Source organism: Tsuneonella amylolytica, from assembly GCF_003626915.1.
Taxonomy (GTDB): Bacteria; Pseudomonadota; Alphaproteobacteria; order Sphingomonadales; family Sphingomonadaceae; genus Tsuneonella; species Tsuneonella amylolytica.
On sequence record NZ_CP032570.1, the window covers coordinates 1,898,203 to 1,914,669 of the forward strand.

Below are 16,467 nucleotides of genomic sequence, written 5' to 3' on the forward strand. Positions count from 1 at the left end.
TTACTTGGTGCTCCTGACATGGACGCCGTCGAGAAAGACGATCTCGACCTCGATGCCGGTCGGCATCTCGACGACGGGTTGGTATTGTTCTGCGCGTTCGATGAGGTACCGGCTGACCGTATCGGCGGCGTCGCCCGCGCCCTGGCCGAAACCGCCGGCAAGAATGTCGGTCGGCGAGAGCGCCTCGCGCTGGCCATTGGCGCCGACCTGTCCGGTGAAGATGCCGTTGGCATTGGCGGAGAAGCCGCGCCCGAACCCGCCGACGATCCCGGCGAGCAGCGCCTGGCCGACGAGACTGCCTTCGCGGCTGACCACGCGGCCGCGCACCCCCGACTTGCCTGCAAAGGCGATGAACCCCTTGACCTCGCTCACCGCGTAGCGGCCGCCGGGCTGCGCGCAGGTCATCCGCGCGAGCTTGACGTAAACCTTCTCGGCCGAGAGGTCGCCGCGCGCCGCGCCGTTGACGAGGCACCCGGTAAGGTCGGTGGTAAGCAGCCGCTTGCCGCTGACGACCGAGCGAGCGGGACCGGTGATCCTCAGCACCACCGGCAGCGGATCGGTCTGGCTGGCAACGCCGGTCGAGGCGTCGACCCCGACGATCACCCGCGCCGGGGCATAGGAATTGGGCGGCAGGTAATCGCGGCTCGCCTCGAGCATCAGTGCAGGCGTGCGTTCGACCGCCGGGCGGCTCTTTGCCTCGCCCGCCTCGCCGAAGCTGAGCGTGCTGAGGCCTCCGCTCTGCGAACCGGGCGCGAGCGCGTCGCGCTGTTGCGGCCCCTGTCGCGGCTGCGGCGGCGTGACCCCCGGCCCATAGGTCGGCGGCGGCGCGGCCGGTGCCGGTGGCTCGGCCTGGCGAACCTGCTGCAGCTCTCCGCGCAAGGCGGCGTTCTCGGCCGAGATCGCGTCGATCGCCGTCTGACCGTCGCTGCGCATCTGCGCGTTCTCGGAGCGCAGCGCTTCAAGTTCCTGCTCGATCGCGGGCCGCGGCACTTGCGTTTCCTGGAGATCCTTGATCGCGCGGCCCTGCGCATCGAGCCGATTGCCGTAGGTGGCCACGAACTCGCGCTGCGAGAGGTTGCGGTTGACCAGACCGCCGGTGTCGATGGTTGTCGCGCCCTCGGTCGCGGCGCCGTCTTCGTCCTCGCCGCCGAAGACGATCCACGACCCGCCGATCAGGACCAGCGCGCCCAGCCCTGCGAGCAGCAGCTTCTGCCGCCTGGCGATCTGCGTGTTGAGGGTCCGTCGGCCTTCGGCATGACCGTTGTCGTGCGGCGCGCGTTCGGGCGCGGCCTCGGATGCGTTGGCCATCACTCGACCCCTCCGGTGCTGAAGACAAGGAAAGCGCTGGTTGCTTCGCCGGGCGGCAGCGTGTCGCGGCCATATGCGAAGGCGAGCGCGCCTGCGGGCGCCTCTCGCTCCTCGCCGAGCGCGAGCGGCTCCTTTCCCATGTTGCGAATGAGAAAGCGCTGACCGGTCAGCGTCGCCCCGTCGTACTGCGCGACCTGCTGGACCTCGATGGCGCCGGTGCGGCGCGGCCGCGACAGTTCGGCGCGCGCCGAGAAGCCTGGCAGTACCCCATCGCTCGCCATAGCCTCGATCAGGCGGATGGCGGCTTCGTTCTGGCCGCTTTCCTGCTCCCATTCGGCCGCCTCGCTACGGACGAGCGCCGGATTGGTGATGAACAGCTGGCCCGCCTCCACGCCGCCGAGGCGGCAGGCGAACTTGTAGACGTAGCCGGCCTTGCTGGTGGCGAAGAAGCTGACCTTGTCCGAGGCGAACTGCGGCGGCACCGAGATGTAGATGTCGCCGCGGACAGGCTCGTGGGTCACCTGAAAGTCGTTGTAGGGAAAGCCGCTCCCGATCTTCGAGACATTGGCGAACCCGTCCTCGACCAATGCGATGCGGGTCAGCTCGCCGCGCGCGAGCTCGCAGTCGATCGTCGCATTGTCCGCCGCCTCGACGAGCTGGTCGGCGTGCGCGGGGACCGCGAAGAGCGCGAACGATGCCGCCACGAAGGCCGCGCCGATCGCGCGCAGGCCGCTGTCGGGAACCCTGCTCGCCCCGATGCAGAAGCAGGCAAGGCCGGTCCCCGCGAGCGCCGCGCTCAGCGGCGTGGAAAAGAGGCTCATGATGGCTGCTCCTCGTTTGTGGTAATTTGCTCGAAGCCGGTGAGGCCAAGCGAAAGCCCGCGCTTCGCCCAGGCAAAGCGGAAGGTCCGTTCCTGACTCGCGATCACCTGCGCTCCGACGAACGTCTTGAGCGTGCCGGTGACGGACGCGGTGAGGCTCTTGGTGTCGACCAGCATCGAGCGGATTACGAAGGCCTGGCTGACGTCGGAGCCGCGCTGCTCGTCGACGATCTTGACCAGATCGGCCTTGAGGCGGCCGTGCGCTGCCGGATCGGCCACCTTGAGTATCTGCTCCATCCAGTAGTCGAGGCTCTCGGGCGAACGGTTCAGGAGCATCAGCGCGGTGTCGCGGGTGACGAGCTCGAGGTAATGCGTATCGATCCCGCCGCTCGAGACCGTGAGGTTCTCGGCGGTGACCGGCACGAGAACAACCTGCTCGTCGCGGGTGATCGCGGCGCCGATACCCAGCACGCTGGTCGCTGCCAGGATGGCGCTCAGCCCTGCGAAGCGGTTGCGCTGGGCGAGATATCGCTGGGCCTGCGCATGCGCGAATTCGGTTTGCATGTCGGTCCTCCTCTCAGCCGGCCAGCAGGCGGCAATGGGAGGGCGGCGTGGCTTTCAATCCCAGGAAGCTCCCGGGCAGATACCAGTAGGCAGCATGCACCAGTTTCGACCCAGCATTGCCTGCCTTCGCCTTCCGCAGGGCGAACCAGGTCACGACCGATAGGCCCGTGCCGATGATGATGTGCTGCGCGAGAATGCCCCAAGCGAACGGGACGAGAAGTCCCGCGAACTCGTCGATGGTCCAGAAGCCGATGAGCTCCGGATCGTCGAGCCGCCGTGGAACAAGGTATCTGTCGGCCATGATGCCGCCCTCCTGCCGTTAGACCGCTGTCAGATGACCGCGGTCACGACCGAGGTGACGATCGGCACGCCGGTGCCGACGCCGATCCCGACACCCACCGGCACCGCCACCTGGCCAAGCGCAAAGCGTCCCGAGGCCAGTGCGATGAGGCCGCCGGCGAGCGACATGACGGTGATGATTTTGCCGCCCGAACCTTCGAGGAAGTCGGTGAACTTCTGCAGCGCCGGATCGAACGTGGTGTCGGCGCCGGCATAGGCGGCACCGGCGCAGGCGATCGCTACAATGGCGGGAAGGATATAGTCGCGGCCCCGGGGGCGGGCGGCGCTGAGCGGCTTGGTGATCATCGGGAGGAACTCCGGGAAGGTTGAACATCGAACCAGCGAGCATGTTCGCTGTATGTTCATTCCTCGCCCTGGAGCCGGGGTGTAGGAAATCGCGAAGTGCGTTGGGCGCTGTCTCACCAAGCAAAAAGCGACATCGACATGGGTCCGGGCCGGGTTCCGCGCTGGTCGGGCGGCGAATCGCGCAAACTTGGCTGCATTCTGCGCGGGGCGTGCCGCGAATCGCGATCCGGCAGCCGGAATTCGCGCGAATCATCATAGGAAGCTGATTCGATCCTTCCTCTATGTTCTCTTCTTGTTCTTTTCGTTTTCCTACAGCCTTCCTTCGCGGCTAGCCCTCGAGTCGATCACCAACTCGCGAAAGGATTCGTCGATGACCAACATGGCGCTCTTTGCCGAACAGCAGGTTCGCGCAGACCTCGCCCAGTTGCTGCTCGCAGCAGTCGAAACCAGCGGCCGGACGCGCTGCGACATTGCGCGCGTCGCGCAGATTCATAAGGATGCCCTGCGCCGTGTTCTGGCAGGCGAGCGCTCCGCCAGCCTGGGCGAGGCCCTGCGCATTCTTGCCGCGAGCGGCGTTACCCCCCAGGCCCACATCCTGCTGTTCCTCGTCAGCAGCGGCGATCATGCTATTGCCTGGCTGCAATCGGATCTCGCGCAGTTCTTCGAGGACTTCACCGGCGAGCTGCCATCTGCGCTCGAACGCGTCCTGGGCAACCAGGTCCACAATGTGAGGCCGCGTTGGGCCAAGGGCACGGCGCACCGCGTCGCCCGGCTCCTGTCCGACCATATCGAGGAACTCGAACGCAGGGATGCGCTGCTTGGTGACGGTTTCCCCTCGACCCAGGGAGGCCATCATGGGTGAGGCGATCGATCCTGCAGCGCCTGAGCCGCGCAAGGTCCCGCGCCTTATCCGTCTCCCTGAAGTCAAGCACCGGGTCGGACTGGGCAGGTCGACGATCTACCGCTGGATGGCCGAGGGCAGGTTTCCGAAACCGGTCCAGCTTGGGGGCTATGTGGTGGCGTGGCCAGAAGATGAAATCGAGCACTGGATTTCCGCGAGACTAGAATGATCATCCATAACGTCGACTGGGACAGCGGGCTCAGCTTAATGAGTCGGCTTTTCCGCTCCTGCTTGCCCCGCGGCGGCGGTCATCTCCGTGTGTACGCAGGCAATCTGGATGGCGGGCGGGCTGCTAGGCGCCAAGGCTATCCATGATCCGGCATTCTGAAACCGATCCGCCCGCGCAGGAACGAGCGATTTGTTCGAGTTCATCGCGCAGAAGCGCGAGCCTGGCGATTTTTTCGTTCACATCGTCGAGGTGCCGCACCGCGATTTGCGTCACTTCGTCGCATGGTCTTTCAGGATCGTCACTCAGCGCGAGCAGCGACCGGATCTCCTGGGTTTCAAACCCTAGCTTCCTTGCGTGCCGGATGAAGCGCAGTCGTTCCAGATCACCCGCACCGTAAGTCCGCCGGCCTGATTGGGTCCGCGCTGCGCGGCGCATCAGCCCGATCTCTTCATAGAAGCGGATCGTGTTGACCTTCGTTCCGGTTGCGGCGGCAAGATCGCCTATCATCAACATCTTCGACATTCCGCTTGATCCTCCAGTCACTGGAGGATGTAGGAGAACGAAGAGCCGCCGCCAAGGCCGGAGTGGAGACGCCCGCAAGATGCATAGCAACCACTTCACTCCCGCACTGGGAAGACCGGGGCTAACGCGTGCCTATGACCTGGCGATCCGACTCTTGACGCGTGAGACCGTCTGGCGGAGCGAACTTCTTCGACAGGTCGCGCCGCACAACAACGAGACGATCATCGATGTCGGCTGCGGTACCGGTACATTCGCGCTGATGTTGAAGCGAGCGGCGCCGGGAGCACGGATTACGGCGATCGATCCGGACCCACACGTGCTCGCACTAGCTCGGAAGAAGGCCGAGGCCGCTGGCATCGAGATCGCCTGGCGGCAAGGGTTTGCTCGGGACGTCGCCGGTCTTGGCGGAAGCTACGACAAGGCCGTGTCGAGCCTGGTCTTCCATCAGGTGCCGCTCGCGGGCAAACGAGAGGGTGTGGCGGCGATGTTCGCTAGCATCAGGCCGGGTGGCGAAGTCCACATCGCGGATTACGCTCACCAAAGCGGCGCGTTGATGCGTGCGCTGTTCCGCCTGACGGTCCAGGCGATCGACGGCCTGGCAGACACCCAGCCAAACGCAGACGGCGCGTTGGAGAGCATCCTTTCCGACTATGATGAGGCCGCCGTCGCACCTCAAGCCGTCGTGCCGACCGCCACCGGTGCGATCAGCCTCTTCAAGGCGATAAGGCCAATCCAAAACAATTGCGACACGTTCGCAGAAAGGGCTTGATCCTCCAGCGGCTGGAGGTTGTAGGGACCGGCAATGGAAGCGAACGAATCAGACGGCTGCGGCTGCACCGGCGACACCAAGCGGGCCCAAACCGATCCCGCGTACCGCCGCGCGCTGTGGTGGGTGGTCATCCTCAATGTGGGCTTTGGCCTCGTCGAGATCGTCGGCGGATTCATCGCCAACAGCCAGGCGCTGAAAGCTGACGCGCTCGATTTTCTCGGTGACGGCTCGATCACTTTCGTCGGTCTGCTCGCTCTCGGATGGGCGGCATCCACCCGGGCGCGAATAGCGATGACACAGGGGCTCTTTCTCGGCGCGCTCGGCCTCGCCGTCATCGCCATGGCCATTTGGCGCGCTCTGAACGCCATTCCGCCGGAGCCCGAGCTGATGGGGGGCATCGGCATCGCAGCGCTGATCGTGAACGTGACCGCGGCCCTGATCCTCGCTCGTTTCCGGGACGGTGGCGACGCACAAGCCCGAGCGATCTGGCTGTTCTCGCGCAACGACGCGATCAACAACGTGGCGGTAATCGCGGCAGCTGCGCTCGTCTTCTTCCTCGACAGCGCGTGGCCCGACATCATCGTGGCTGCCGTAATTGCCGTAATTTTCCTGCAGTCGGCGTGGGAGATCATCCGAGACGCTGGCGGCGAGTTGCGTGCGAAGGCATGACGACTTTCCGCTACCTCAGGGCGTTGGCCCTCGCGCTTCTGCTCGGCTGCGTCCTCGCCGCTCCGGCCCGTGCGCAGACGGCGCCGGCTCAGACCATATGGCGTCTTCTGGACTATATCGCAGTCGATTACGCAGGTGCGGTCTCTGACGGCCGAGTGGTGAACGAGGCCGAATACGTCGAGATGGTGGAGTTCTCCGCGAGCGTGCGCCAGCGCCTCGGCGAGCTAGCGCCAACCGAAGCGCGGGCAAACCTGCTGCAAGGAGCAAAGCGACTTGAGGCCGATATCGCTGCGAAGGCGGCCCCGGAAAGCATCGCCACGTCGGCCCGGCAGCTGGGAAGAGTCCTCTTGGCTGCTTACCCGGTGCCGCTCGCCCCGTCGAACCTGCCCGATCTCAGCCGAGGCGCAACGCTCTATGCTCAGAACTGCGCCAGCTGCCATGGATCGATGGGCGACGGGCGAGGTTCGGCGGCGGGCGGCATGGACCCGCCTCCGATCGACTTCACCGACGAGGCTAGAGCGCGTGAACGGAGCCTCTTCGGCCTCTATCAGGTCATCGAGCAGGGCCTCGAAGGCACGGCCATGCCCTCCTTTGCACAGCTCAGCCCTGATGACCGATGGGCGCTCGCATTCCACGTTGGCCGCTACGCGTATCCAAACAAGCTTGCTCGCTCTGGAGACATGGCCTGGTCGAATGACGATGCGCTGCGCCGCCTGATCCCGAACATGACTGTCTTGGCCGGTATGACCCCGGCGCACCTTGAAGAGAAGCTGGGAGCCGAGAAGGCGCGGGCCGTCACCGCCTACTTGCGCGGCAATCCAGAGGCTCTTTCCGGAGCGGAGGGCTCACTCAGCCTGGCCAAGGAGCGATTGCAGGAGGCGCTCGACGCCTACGAAGCTGGCCAGCGGGCCAGAGCAACCGATCTGGCGCTTTCTGCCTACCTCGATGGTTTCGAGCCCGTTGAGCCGCTCCTGACCGCGCGTGATGCTTCGCTGATGAGGCGGATCGAAGGGGCGATGGCAGAGCTGCGCGCCCGCATCGGCCGCGGCGCGCCGGTGGACGAGGTGCGAGCGCAAGTCGCGGTAGTACAGACGCTTTTCACAGACGCCGAAGTCCAGCTTAGCCCCGATAAGGCCAGCGCTGCATCCAGCTTCTTGGGTGCCTTCACCATTCTCCTTCGGGAAGGGCTGGAGGCGCTCCTCCTCGTTATCGCGATGATCGCGTTCCTCAGGAAGGCCGATCGCCAGGATGTGCTGGGCTACGTTCATGGCGGGTGGGTGGCAGCCCTGGTGGCTGGCGTAGCCACCTGGGCGGCAGCGACGTATCTGATCAGCGTAAGCGGGGCGAGCCGCGAGCTGACCGAAGGCTTCGGTTCGATCTTGGCTGCGGTAATTCTCCTGTCGGTCGGGATCTGGATGCACGGGAAAGCCCAGGCCGGGGCATGGCAGCGCTACATCAACGAGCGGCTCAGCAAGGCGCTCTCGAAGCGGTCTGCCTGGTTTCTGTTTGGGCTTACCTTTCTCGTCGTCTACCGCGAAGTGTTCGAAACGGTCCTCTTCTATGCAACGCTTTGGAACCAGGGCAATTCTGGCGCTGTCGCCGCGGGAGCGCTCGCGGCCATTGTTCTGCTTGCAGTAATCGCCGTCGGAATGCTCCGGTACAGCCGGAAAATTCCGATCGCGAGGTTCTTCGCATACAGCTCCGCCCTTATCGCCATCCTGGCCGTCGTCCTCGCCGGCAAAGGCGTAGCGGCCCTTCAGGAGGCGGGGTTGATCGACGTGCAGCCCCTCGCACTCGTGCCGCGGATCGACCTGCTCGGCCTCACCCCCACGGTGCAGTCAGTGCTCGCCCAGTTGGTCATGCTGGCCGCGGTGCTGTTCGGCTTCTGGTACAATCGGCGAGTGGCCCGAAAGAGCATCCCGCCCGGCGTCCGCCCCGCCAATTCAATATAATCGCGATGTGGCATTGGGCAAAGCAGCGCGCGTCGGCTGCTGCGGACCGGTTCGCCATGAGCGGCGTTCACTTCAAAAGATGTGGCTACCAAGGATCCACGGATGAGCGACGACTTCGATATCATCGTAATCGGCGGTGGCACCGCGGGCTACCCAGCAGCCATCCGCGCAGCTCAGCTCGGGATGAGCGTCGCCTGCATTGAACGTCGGCCCACGCTGGGCGGCACCTGTCTTAATGTCGGCTGCATTCCCTCCAAGGCTCTTCTCCATTCCACGGAACTGTTCGCCGAAGTGAGCGAGGGGCTGGAGGAGCACGGTATCGGTATCGGCGGCGTTGCCTTGAACCTGGGCCAATTGATCAGCCGCAAGGACGAGGTCGTCGCCGGGCTTACCAAGGGCGTCGAGCACCTGTTGAAGAAAAACGGCGTCGAATGGGTGAGAGGAAGCGCCCGGTTCGAGGCTGCCGACCGGCTCACCGTTGACTTGGTCGAAGGCGGTGCCCGATCGCTGACCGCGAGCAAAGGCATACTCGTCGCGACTGGGTCCGACGTGGCGCGCCTGCCAGGGATCGATATCGACGAGATGAGCATCGTCTCCAACACCGGCGCACTCTCCTTGACGAGGGTGCCAGAGCATCTGGTCGTGATCGGCGGCGGCTATATCGGCCTCGAGCTTGGCTGCGTCTGGCGGCGTCTGGGGGCCAAGGTCACGGTGATCGAGTTCCTCGACGGCATTGTCCCCAGCATGGATCGTGAAATCGCGCGGCATCTGCTCAAGGCACTGAAGCAGCAGGGCCTGGAATTTCATTTCGAAACCAAGGTAACCGGTGTCGAGAAGCGCCCTGACGACCTGCTCGTATCGGTCGAACCGGCTCAAGGCGGCGAAACCGGGACGCTCACCGCCGATGTCGTACTCGTCGCGGTGGGGCGCAGGCCGTACACCGACGGCCTGGAACTGGAGCGGGTGGGAATCACGCTGGATCCCAAGGGGCGCATTCCGGTCGAGCTTGGTTTCAAGACTCAGGTTTCAGGGATTTACGCGATTGGCGATGTGATTGCCGGACCGATGCTCGCGCATAAGACGACCTTGGATGGGGTGAGGTGCGTGGAAGGGATCGCCGGACGTTACGCTGGGGTAGACTACAACACCGTGCCGGCCGTCATCTACACCTCGCCCGAAGTCGCGAGCGTTGGACAAACCGAGGAGCAATTGAAGGCTGCTGGTGTCGAATACAAGTCTGGCACATTTCCATTTTTGGCGAACAGCCGCGCGCGCTGCAACGGCGACACCCGTGGAATTACCAAGCTGCTGGCGGATGCGAATACCGATCGTCTGCTCGGCGCCCACATCATTGGCCCAGACGCCGGCACAATGATCCCGGAAGCGGTGCTGTTGATGGAATATGGCGGAACGACCGAAGACCTCGCGCTGACGACCCATGCACATCCCACCTTGCCGGAGTCGCTGAAGGAGGCGGCTCTCGTCTTGCTTGGGCAAGGTATGCACATATGACCCGGCGCGGGATTGGTCTTTAACGACGCGATCGAAACCTCTCGAACGCTCCAATTTGTCCTGACGCCGGGGGGGATGGCCCAGTTTTTCTGTACGAGCAGAGCGGTTGAGAATTACTGATGGGTGTCCTTGTGAGCATCACGCAAGATCTCGATCCCACCATAAACCGCGATGCAGGCGACAGCGATGCCAACAATCAAATCAGGCCAGTTCGCCCCTGTCAGCATGACCGCGATTCCCGCAAAGACGATGCCGCCGTTCGAGACGAAGTCATTGAAGCTGAACGTCGTTGCCGCGCGCAAATTGACATCCTTGTTCTTCAGTTTGTTCAGCAGGCGCAGGCACCACAGATTTACGACAGCAGCCACGATCGCCATGCCGATCATGAGCGCGCCGCCGGGAGTCGAGCCGTTGAGATAACGCTGCACAGCATCGGCCATCACACCGACGGCGAAGATCAGAAGCATCACGCCTGAGAATCGCGCGGCGCCTCGTTTCCAGCGACGTGACCGCGTCAGCGCCAACAGGCTCAAAGCATAGACAACTGCGTCCGAGGAGTTGTCGACACCGTTGGCCAGGAGTGCATTCGAATCCCCCAGAAAAGCCGTCACGAAAAAGCCTGCGGCGATGGCGACGTTGAGCGCCAGGACCAGCCACAGGGTCTTTCGTTTGTCGGCCGAGCCGAGATCGAAATTGGCTTCGCTCATCCCTTGCGCTCCTTTGTGGCCGGTTTCCCGGCGAAAGGCACCTCTCGAAACGCCAGAAGCCGCAGCGCGTTGAAGACCACGATCAACGTCGATCCCTCGTGGGCAATGACGGCAGGCCCGATCCCAAGCCCGAGTATCGTGGCAGGCAGCAACACTGCCACCACACCCATGCTCACGAACACGTTCTGGCGGATGATCCGCCGCGTGCGCCGGCTAAGATCGACCGCGAACGGCAGTTTGGACAGGTCGTCGGCCATCAGCGCGACATCGGCGGTTTCGAGCGCCACGTCGGACCCGGCCGCTCCCATCGCAATTCCGACCGTGGCCGTGGCAAGTGCGGGCGCATCGTTGACGCCGTCACCGACCATCGCGACTTTGCTCTCCGCTGCACGGAGCTTCTTGATCGCCTCGACCTTGTCTTCGGGCATGAGATCGCCCCAGGCGTCCTCAATGCCGACGCTCGCGGCGACGGCCTTGGCGACAGGTGTCGCATCGCCCGACAGCATGATCATTCGCGTGATGCCGAGTTCGCGCAGGCGGGCAGTCGTTGCGGGAGCCGCCGACCGAGGAGTATCCATCAGCCCGATTACGCCAAGGTACCGCGCACCCTGGCGAACGATCATAATGGTCCGCCCCTGGGAACGCAGTTCATCCGCCGAGGCCTTCACTGCATCGGGAAGCGGTTCGCCGCCCGCCTCGGCAAAGAGTTCGTCGCGTCCGATGTGAACGGTCTGGCCGTCGACGACGGCTTCGACACCGCGTCCCGTGATCGATTTAAGGTCGGTCGCCTTCGCGGCCGGGCCCTTGAGCCGCTCCGTCCCATCGCGGACGATCGCCGCGGCGAGCGGATGGTCGCTGAGCGCTTCCACCGCGACCGCCGTCTGCAACAATTCTTGCTCCGTTGCATCGGCCGCCGCAACGACATCCGTCACGCGCGGCCGCCCTTCGGTCAGGGTTCCCGTCTTGTCGAACGCAATAGCGCTCAGTGCGCCCAGGTTCTCGAGCGGCCCGCCGCCCTTCACGAGCACCCCGCCGCGCGCCGCCCGTGCCACGCCCGACAAGACCGCGCTCGGTGTTGCGATCGCGAGAGCACAGGGGCTGGCCGCGACCAGAACAGCCATCGCCCGATAGAAGCTGGCACTGAAGGGTTCGTCGATCACGACCCATGCGAACAGCAGCAGCACCACCAGTCCGAGAACGACCGGCACGAAAATGCGCTCGAACCGGTCGGTGAAGCGTTGAGTGGGAGACTTCTGCGTCTCCGCTTCGCTGACGAGCTTCACGACTTTGGCTAATGTCGTGTCGGAGGCGAGACGGGTGACCTGGATTGCCAGTGCGCCAGAGCCGTTGATCGTGCCCGCGAATATTCTGGACGTGGCCGCGACGCTGTCCGCTGCGGCCGCAGCGGCTGCCGGATCCTCTACCGGCTGCTTGTCGACCGCAACGCTTTCGCCAGTCACCGGCGCCTGGTTGACGCTGCTGGTGCCTTCGATCACGAACCCGTCAGCCGGCAAGCGCTCGTTGGGTTTGACGACGACAATGTCGCCGACGACCAGCGCCTCGACAGGCACTTCCTCGGTGGCGCTGCCGCGCCGCACGACCGCCGTCTGCGGCGCTAGCTCTGCCAGCGCTTCGATCGCCTTCTTGGCGCGCCCCATGGCATAATGCTCGAGCGCGTGGCCAAGGCTGAACAAAAACAGGAGCAAGGCCCCTTCGGCGAATTCCCCCAACAGGGCCGCGCCGGCGGCCGCGACGAGCATCAGCGTATCGATCTCGAAGCGGCGCAGTTTGAGGGAATCGATAGCTTCGCGGACAGTGAAGAACCCGCCGAAGAAGTAGGCGGCAAGGTAGAGCGCAGTGGAGACAACCTCCGGCGCGGCGTCGGCCCAGGACAGTGCAAATCCGATAGCGAGCGCGACGCCGGAGATGAGCGCAAAATACAATTCGGTGTTCGACCCAAATACGCCGCCGTGAGCGTGGCCCCCGCCCTCGGTATGATCATGGGAGTGCTCGGCATCTTTGGCGTGGTCGTGCGGGTGCTTGCCGGCGGGAGTAGCAGTCGGGGTCGTAACCGGATCGGGAGAAGCGCCCGAAGCCTCTGTAGCGCGCGTGTTCGAGCCTCGGCAACTTACGCCGAGCGAGGCAAGCGCCGACGTTATCTCTGCTTCGTCGACGAGGCTCCGGTCGAACTCCACTCTCAGAGCTCCGCTACCCGTTGCTTGCGCCTCGAACACGCCCTCGATGCGGCACAGCGTTTCCCCAACGGTCCGCGCCCGCCGCTCCTGCTCGATCCCCTCGACCTGCCACACGAGGTGCCCAAAGCGAGCGGTCAGCGCGGCCCCGGCCGCGCGCGCCGCCTTGCGTATCTGTTCCAGCCCGACCTTCTCCGGATCGTAATGGACACACAGCTTTGCCGGCTCGTCCCCCATCGCAGCGATCACATGCGCGTCACGCACGCCGTCACGCTCGGTCAGCTCGTCAAGCAGCCTCGCGACACAGCGATCCGCTTCATCGGGAACTGTCGGGAGAAGGAGCGGAAGGTCGAGGCGTGTGCGTGTCGTCACAAAGTGTTCTCCTCGAAGACAGGTCTTGGACGGATCATGCTGGCAGCGGTTCCGACCCAGGTATTCCGTCCTCGAAATCGCCCGGCTGATGGGGCTCCCCGCGCTTCCTCAGGATGAGATGGCTGATCGCGGGAAGGACGTAGAGGGTCATGATGGTGGCGACGATCAGGCCGCCGATGACCACGATCGCGAGCGGCTTCTGGACCTCTGCCCCTCGCCCGGTGGCCAGCGCCATGGGCACGAAGCCTATCGCCGGCACGATGCCGGTCATCAGCACCGCGCGGACCCGCTCCAGAGTGCCTTCGACGATCGCTTCGTCCACCGGTCGTCCAGCATCGATCCGCTGACGGACGCTGGTCATCACCACGAGACCGTTGAGCACGGTCACCCCCGATAGCACGATGAAACCGACCGCCGCCGAGATCGAGAACGGCAAGCCCGCCAGCGCCAATCCAAACGCGCCACCGGCGAGCCCCAGCGGAACCGCCGAATAGACGGCCAGCGAAGAGCGCAAATTGCGCACCGCCAGGAACAGGATGCCAAAGATGAGCAGGAATACCACTGGCACGATCAGGGTGATGCGCTGCGAGGCTGCCTGCAAATTCTCGAACTGCCCTCCCCAGGTGATGGTGACACCGGGTGGAAGCTTAACCTGCGCGACCCGCTCCTGCGCCTCGTCGACATAGGAGCCGAGATCGCGGCCCCTCACATTGGACTGCACGACGACTCGGCGCTGTCCGTTCTCACGGCTGACCTGGTTCAGGCCTTCGGACGTTCGGAAGGCGACCAGCTCGCGCAGCGGGACGGACGTTCCGGCACCGGAAGCACCTTCGGGGAGCTGCACGGGAAGCGAGCCGACCACGTCGAGGTCGTCACGGTTGAGATTGTCGAGCCGGACGATGATGTCGAAGCGGCGGTCACCCTCGAACACCAATCCGGCTTCGCGTCCGCCCAGGGCCGCCGCGACCGTGTCGGTCACGTCCTCCATGGCCAGACCGTAGCGAGCGATCGCTTCGCGATCGAACTGCACCTCAAGCGTGGGAAAGCCCTCGGTCTGTTCGACCTTCAGATCCGCAGTTCCCTCGACACCGCTCATCGCGGCTGCGACTTCGCCCGCGACGCGATTGAGAACGTCCATGTCGTCGCCAAAGACCTTAACCGCGATGTCGCCGCGGACACCGGCGATAAGCTCGTTGAAGCGCAGCTCGATCGGCTGGCTTGTTTCATAGGCGTTGCCGACGAGGCCCCCCAGCTTGTCATCGATCCGGGCGAGAACGTCCTCGCGGCTGTCGACTCCGTCCGGCCACTCGTCGCGCGGCTTCAGGATGATGAAGGCATCGGATGCGTTCTGCGGCATGGGATCGGAAGCGACTTCGGCCGTACCCGTCTTCGAGTACACATAGGCCACCTCCGGGAGGCTGGACACCGCGCGCTCGACCGCCAGCTGCATCTTGGTCGACTGCTCGAGCGAGGTCGAAGGTACGCGCAGCGACTGCATGGCAAGATCGCCCTCGTCGAGGGTGGGAATGAATTCGCGCCCCAGACTTGTGAAGACAAGAAAGGCTGCCGCCATGGTGGCCAAGCCGCCACCAATCCACGGCCAAGGCCGCTGGACCACTCGGCGCAGCACGGGTTCGTACCGCTCCTTGTACCAGGCAACCGCCTTGACCTCTTTCTCCGCGACCTTGCCGCGTATGAGGACGGCGACCATCGCCGGCACGAAGGTCAGCGACAGGATGAAAGCACCCACCAGCGCCAGCATGACCGTGATCGCCATCGGCGAGAACGTCTTGCCCTCGACTCCGGTGAAGGTGAGCAGCGGCGCAAAGGTGAGCAGGATGATTGCCTGGCCGTAGATGGTGGGCCGGAGCATCTCCTTGGAGGCTTCGAACACTTCGTGAAGGCGCTCCGGCAGGCTCAGCAGGCGGCCCTCATGATGCTGGCGCTCCGCCAGCCTGCGCAGGCAATTCTCGATGATGATGATCGATCCATCGACAATGAGGCCGAAATCGAGTGCGCCGAGGCTCATCAGATTGCCCGACACGCCGAAGCGATTCATTCCGATCGCCATGAACAGGAAGGAAAGCGGGATCACGAGCGTCGCGATGATTGCCGCGCGGATATTGCCAAGCAGCCAGAACAGCACCGCTGCCACGAGCAGGGCTCCTTCGAGCAGGTTCTTCTCGACGGTTCCGATCGTTGCTTCGACCAGGGCGGCGCGATCGTAGACCACGTTCACCGCGATGCCCGGAGGCATCGACTTCGCGACCTCCTCCAGCCGCTCGCGCACGTCTTCGGCAACGATGCGGCTGTTCCCGCCCAGCAGCATCAGGGCCGTCCCCACGACCACTTCGCGCCCGTTCATGGAAGCCGAACCGGTCCTGAGATCGCCGCCGCTTTGCACGGTCGCAACGTCGCGGACGAGCACGGGCACCCCTCCACGGGTTCCTATGGCCGTTCGGCCGATCTCGTCTTCGGTGCGAATGCGGGCGTCCGCTCGCACCAGAAAGGCTTCGCCGGCGCGCTGCACGAAGTTGGCGCCGATCGAGATGTTTCCGCGCTCGAGGGCCTCGGCGAGCTCAGTGAACGAGACGCCGTAAGCCGCCATGCGGCTTGGGTCGGGCTGGACCACCAGCTGTTTTTCGTAGCCGCCGATGGAATCGATCCCAGCAACCCCTTCGACACTGCGGAGCTGCGGCCGGACCACCCAATCCTGGATCGTCCTCAGATAGGCTGCCTTCTGCACATCCGTCGTTAGCCGTTCCCCATCGGGTGTGAGGAAGTCGCCGTCGGGCTGAAAACCGGGTTGCCCGGCGATCATCCTCGACTCTTTGGACAACGGCCGTTTGTAATCGACCGTCCACATCAGGATTTCGCCGAGGCCGGTCGACAGCGGGCCCATCTGCGGCTCGACCGCTTCGGGAAGGCTCTCGCGTGCCTGGTTAAGGCGTTCGGCAACTTGCTGCCGCGCGAAGAAGATATCGACGCTGTCCTCGAAGATCACCGTGACCTGGCTGAAGCCATTGCGCGAGATCGAGCGCGTGCTTTCTAGGCCGGGAATCCCGGCCATCGCCGTCTCAACCGGAAACGTGACCAGCCGCTCCATGTCGAGTGGACCCAAGGCCGGCGCCTGGGTGTTGATCTGCACCTGCTTGTTGGTGATGTCCGGCACTGCGTCGATCGGCAGGCGGAATAGCTGGTAGGCGCCATACGCCGCAACGAGCAGGGTAAGGGCGATGACCACCCAGCGAAATCGGACCGAAGCGTCGAGAAGACGATCTAACATAAATACGTTCCTGGGAGGCGTAAGCGGTCGGCAATGCCGAGATCAGCATCGCGGGCGCGGCCGAAGCCTCGAAAATGGG

The 16,467-nt window shown here is 64.4% G+C and carries 15 protein-coding genes; 6 read left to right on the forward strand and 9 right to left on the reverse strand.

Annotated elements, in window-relative coordinates; genetic code table 11:
- Genes D4766_RS09310 through D4766_RS09330 form a run of 5 tightly spaced genes read right to left on the reverse strand, consistent with a single transcriptional unit; the run spans position 1 to position 3,337 of the window.
- Entirely contained in the window at positions 1-1,308 is a 1,308-nt protein-coding gene (locus D4766_RS09310) for a TraB/VirB10 family protein (RefSeq protein WP_120717215.1), read from the reverse strand.
- A complete protein-coding gene (locus D4766_RS09315) occupies positions 1,308-2,129 on the reverse strand; it encodes a type-F conjugative transfer system secretin TraK (RefSeq protein WP_120717216.1) in 822 nt (273 codons plus the stop codon). The genes D4766_RS09310 and D4766_RS09315 overlap by 1 nt, the downstream gene beginning before the upstream one ends.
- On the reverse strand, positions 2,126-2,692 hold the full coding sequence (locus D4766_RS09320) for a type IV conjugative transfer system protein TraE (RefSeq protein ID WP_120717217.1): 567 nt from the start codon (positions 2,690-2,692) through the stop codon (positions 2,126-2,128). The genes D4766_RS09315 and D4766_RS09320 overlap by 4 nt, the downstream gene beginning before the upstream one ends.
- A 13-nt stretch (positions 2,693-2,705) precedes the next feature.
- Complete coding sequence (gene traL / locus D4766_RS09325) at positions 2,706-2,993, reverse strand: type IV conjugative transfer system protein TraL (protein ID WP_057883310.1); 288 nt, start codon at positions 2,991-2,993, stop codon at positions 2,706-2,708.
- A gap of 29 nt (positions 2,994-3,022) precedes the next feature.
- Entirely contained in the window at positions 3,023-3,337 is a 315-nt protein-coding gene (locus D4766_RS09330; RefSeq protein ID WP_120717218.1) for a hypothetical protein, read from the reverse strand.
- A 370-nt stretch (positions 3,338-3,707) separates the two neighbouring features.
- Here D4766_RS09330 and D4766_RS09335 point away from each other — a divergent pair, with 370 nt between their 5' ends.
- Positions 3,708-4,199, forward strand: coding sequence for a hypothetical protein (locus D4766_RS09335; RefSeq protein ID WP_120718152.1), 492 nt, complete (start codon positions 3,708-3,710; stop codon positions 4,197-4,199).
- Complete coding sequence (locus D4766_RS09340) at positions 4,192-4,407, forward strand: helix-turn-helix transcriptional regulator (RefSeq protein ID WP_057883312.1); 216 nt, start codon at positions 4,192-4,194, stop codon at positions 4,405-4,407. The genes D4766_RS09335 and D4766_RS09340 overlap by 8 nt, the downstream gene beginning before the upstream one ends.
- Positions 4,408-4,530: 123 nt before the next feature.
- Here D4766_RS09340 and D4766_RS09345 read toward each other — a convergent pair whose 3' ends face one another.
- Positions 4,531-4,929: a MerR family transcriptional regulator gene (locus tag D4766_RS09345; RefSeq protein ID WP_120717219.1), complete on the reverse strand. Its 399-nt coding sequence runs from the start codon at positions 4,927-4,929 to the stop codon at positions 4,531-4,533.
- 154 nt (positions 4,930-5,083) lie between these two features.
- Here D4766_RS09345 and D4766_RS09350 point away from each other — a divergent pair, with 154 nt between their 5' ends.
- From D4766_RS09350 to lpdA, 4 genes are all read left to right on the forward strand, one after another.
- Positions 5,084-5,698, forward strand: a complete 615-nt coding sequence (locus D4766_RS09350) for a class I SAM-dependent methyltransferase (RefSeq protein ID WP_234024758.1) — start codon at positions 5,084-5,086, stop codon at positions 5,696-5,698.
- A 33-nt stretch (positions 5,699-5,731) separates the two neighbouring features.
- Positions 5,732-6,367 carry a cation diffusion facilitator family transporter gene (locus tag D4766_RS09355; RefSeq protein ID WP_120717221.1) on the forward strand — a complete coding sequence of 212 codons (636 nt, stop codon included), beginning with the start codon at positions 5,732-5,734 and terminating at the stop codon, positions 6,365-6,367.
- Complete coding sequence (locus D4766_RS09360; RefSeq protein WP_120717222.1) at positions 6,364-8,319, forward strand: FTR1 family protein; 1,956 nt, start codon at positions 6,364-6,366, stop codon at positions 8,317-8,319. The genes D4766_RS09355 and D4766_RS09360 overlap by 4 nt, the downstream gene beginning before the upstream one ends.
- Positions 8,320-8,421: 102 nt before the next feature.
- Complete coding sequence (gene lpdA / locus D4766_RS09365; RefSeq protein ID WP_120717223.1) at positions 8,422-9,831, forward strand: dihydrolipoyl dehydrogenase; 1,410 nt, start codon at positions 8,422-8,424, stop codon at positions 9,829-9,831.
- 113 nt (positions 9,832-9,944) lie between these two features.
- On the opposite strand, the gene D4766_RS09370 is transcribed toward lpdA, so the two are convergent.
- From D4766_RS09370 to D4766_RS09380, 3 genes are read right to left on the reverse strand one after another with little or no spacing between them, the layout of a single operon-like run.
- Positions 9,945-10,538: a cation diffusion facilitator family transporter gene (locus tag D4766_RS09370; protein WP_120717224.1), complete on the reverse strand. Its 594-nt coding sequence runs from the start codon at positions 10,536-10,538 to the stop codon at positions 9,945-9,947.
- Entirely contained in the window at positions 10,535-13,102 is a 2,568-nt protein-coding gene (locus D4766_RS09375; RefSeq protein ID WP_120717225.1) for a heavy metal translocating P-type ATPase, read from the reverse strand. Before D4766_RS09375 ends, D4766_RS09370 begins: the two co-directional genes overlap by 4 nt.
- Before the next feature lie 34 nt (positions 13,103-13,136).
- Entirely contained in the window at positions 13,137-16,388 is a 3,252-nt protein-coding gene (locus tag D4766_RS09380) for an efflux RND transporter permease subunit (protein ID WP_120717226.1), read from the reverse strand.
- Positions 16,389-16,467: the final 79 nt, after the last annotated feature.

Coding starts and splice junctions, on each gene's coding strand:
- D4766_RS09355 (WP_120717221.1), top strand. CDS start 5,732: ATGGAAGCGAACGAATCAGACGGCTGCGGCTGCACCGGCGACACCAAG.
- D4766_RS09315 (WP_120717216.1), bottom strand. CDS start 2,129: ATGAGCCTCTTTTCCACGCCGCTGAGCGCGGCGCTCGCGGGGACCGGC.
- lpdA (WP_120717223.1), top strand. CDS start 8,422: ATGAGCGACGACTTCGATATCATCGTAATCGGCGGTGGCACCGCGGGC.
- D4766_RS09360 (WP_120717222.1), top strand. CDS start 6,364: ATGACGACTTTCCGCTACCTCAGGGCGTTGGCCCTCGCGCTTCTGCTC.
- D4766_RS09380 (WP_120717226.1), bottom strand. CDS start 16,388: ATGTTAGATCGTCTTCTCGACGCTTCGGTCCGATTTCGCTGGGTGGTC.
- D4766_RS09310 (WP_120717215.1), bottom strand. CDS start 1,308: ATGGCCAACGCATCCGAGGCCGCGCCCGAACGCGCGCCGCACGACAAC.
- traL (WP_057883310.1), bottom strand. CDS start 2,993: ATGGCCGACAGATACCTTGTTCCACGGCGGCTCGACGATCCGGAGCTC.
- D4766_RS09370 (WP_120717224.1), bottom strand. CDS start 10,538: ATGAGCGAAGCCAATTTCGATCTCGGCTCGGCCGACAAACGAAAGACC.
- D4766_RS09345 (WP_120717219.1), bottom strand. CDS start 4,929: ATGTCGAAGATGTTGATGATAGGCGATCTTGCCGCCGCAACCGGAACG.
- D4766_RS09340 (WP_057883312.1), top strand. CDS start 4,192: ATGGGTGAGGCGATCGATCCTGCAGCGCCTGAGCCGCGCAAGGTCCCG.
- D4766_RS09335 (WP_120718152.1), top strand. CDS start 3,708: ATGACCAACATGGCGCTCTTTGCCGAACAGCAGGTTCGCGCAGACCTC.
- D4766_RS09330 (WP_120717218.1), bottom strand. CDS start 3,337: ATGATCACCAAGCCGCTCAGCGCCGCCCGCCCCCGGGGCCGCGACTAT.
- D4766_RS09320 (WP_120717217.1), bottom strand. CDS start 2,692: ATGCAAACCGAATTCGCGCATGCGCAGGCCCAGCGATATCTCGCCCAG.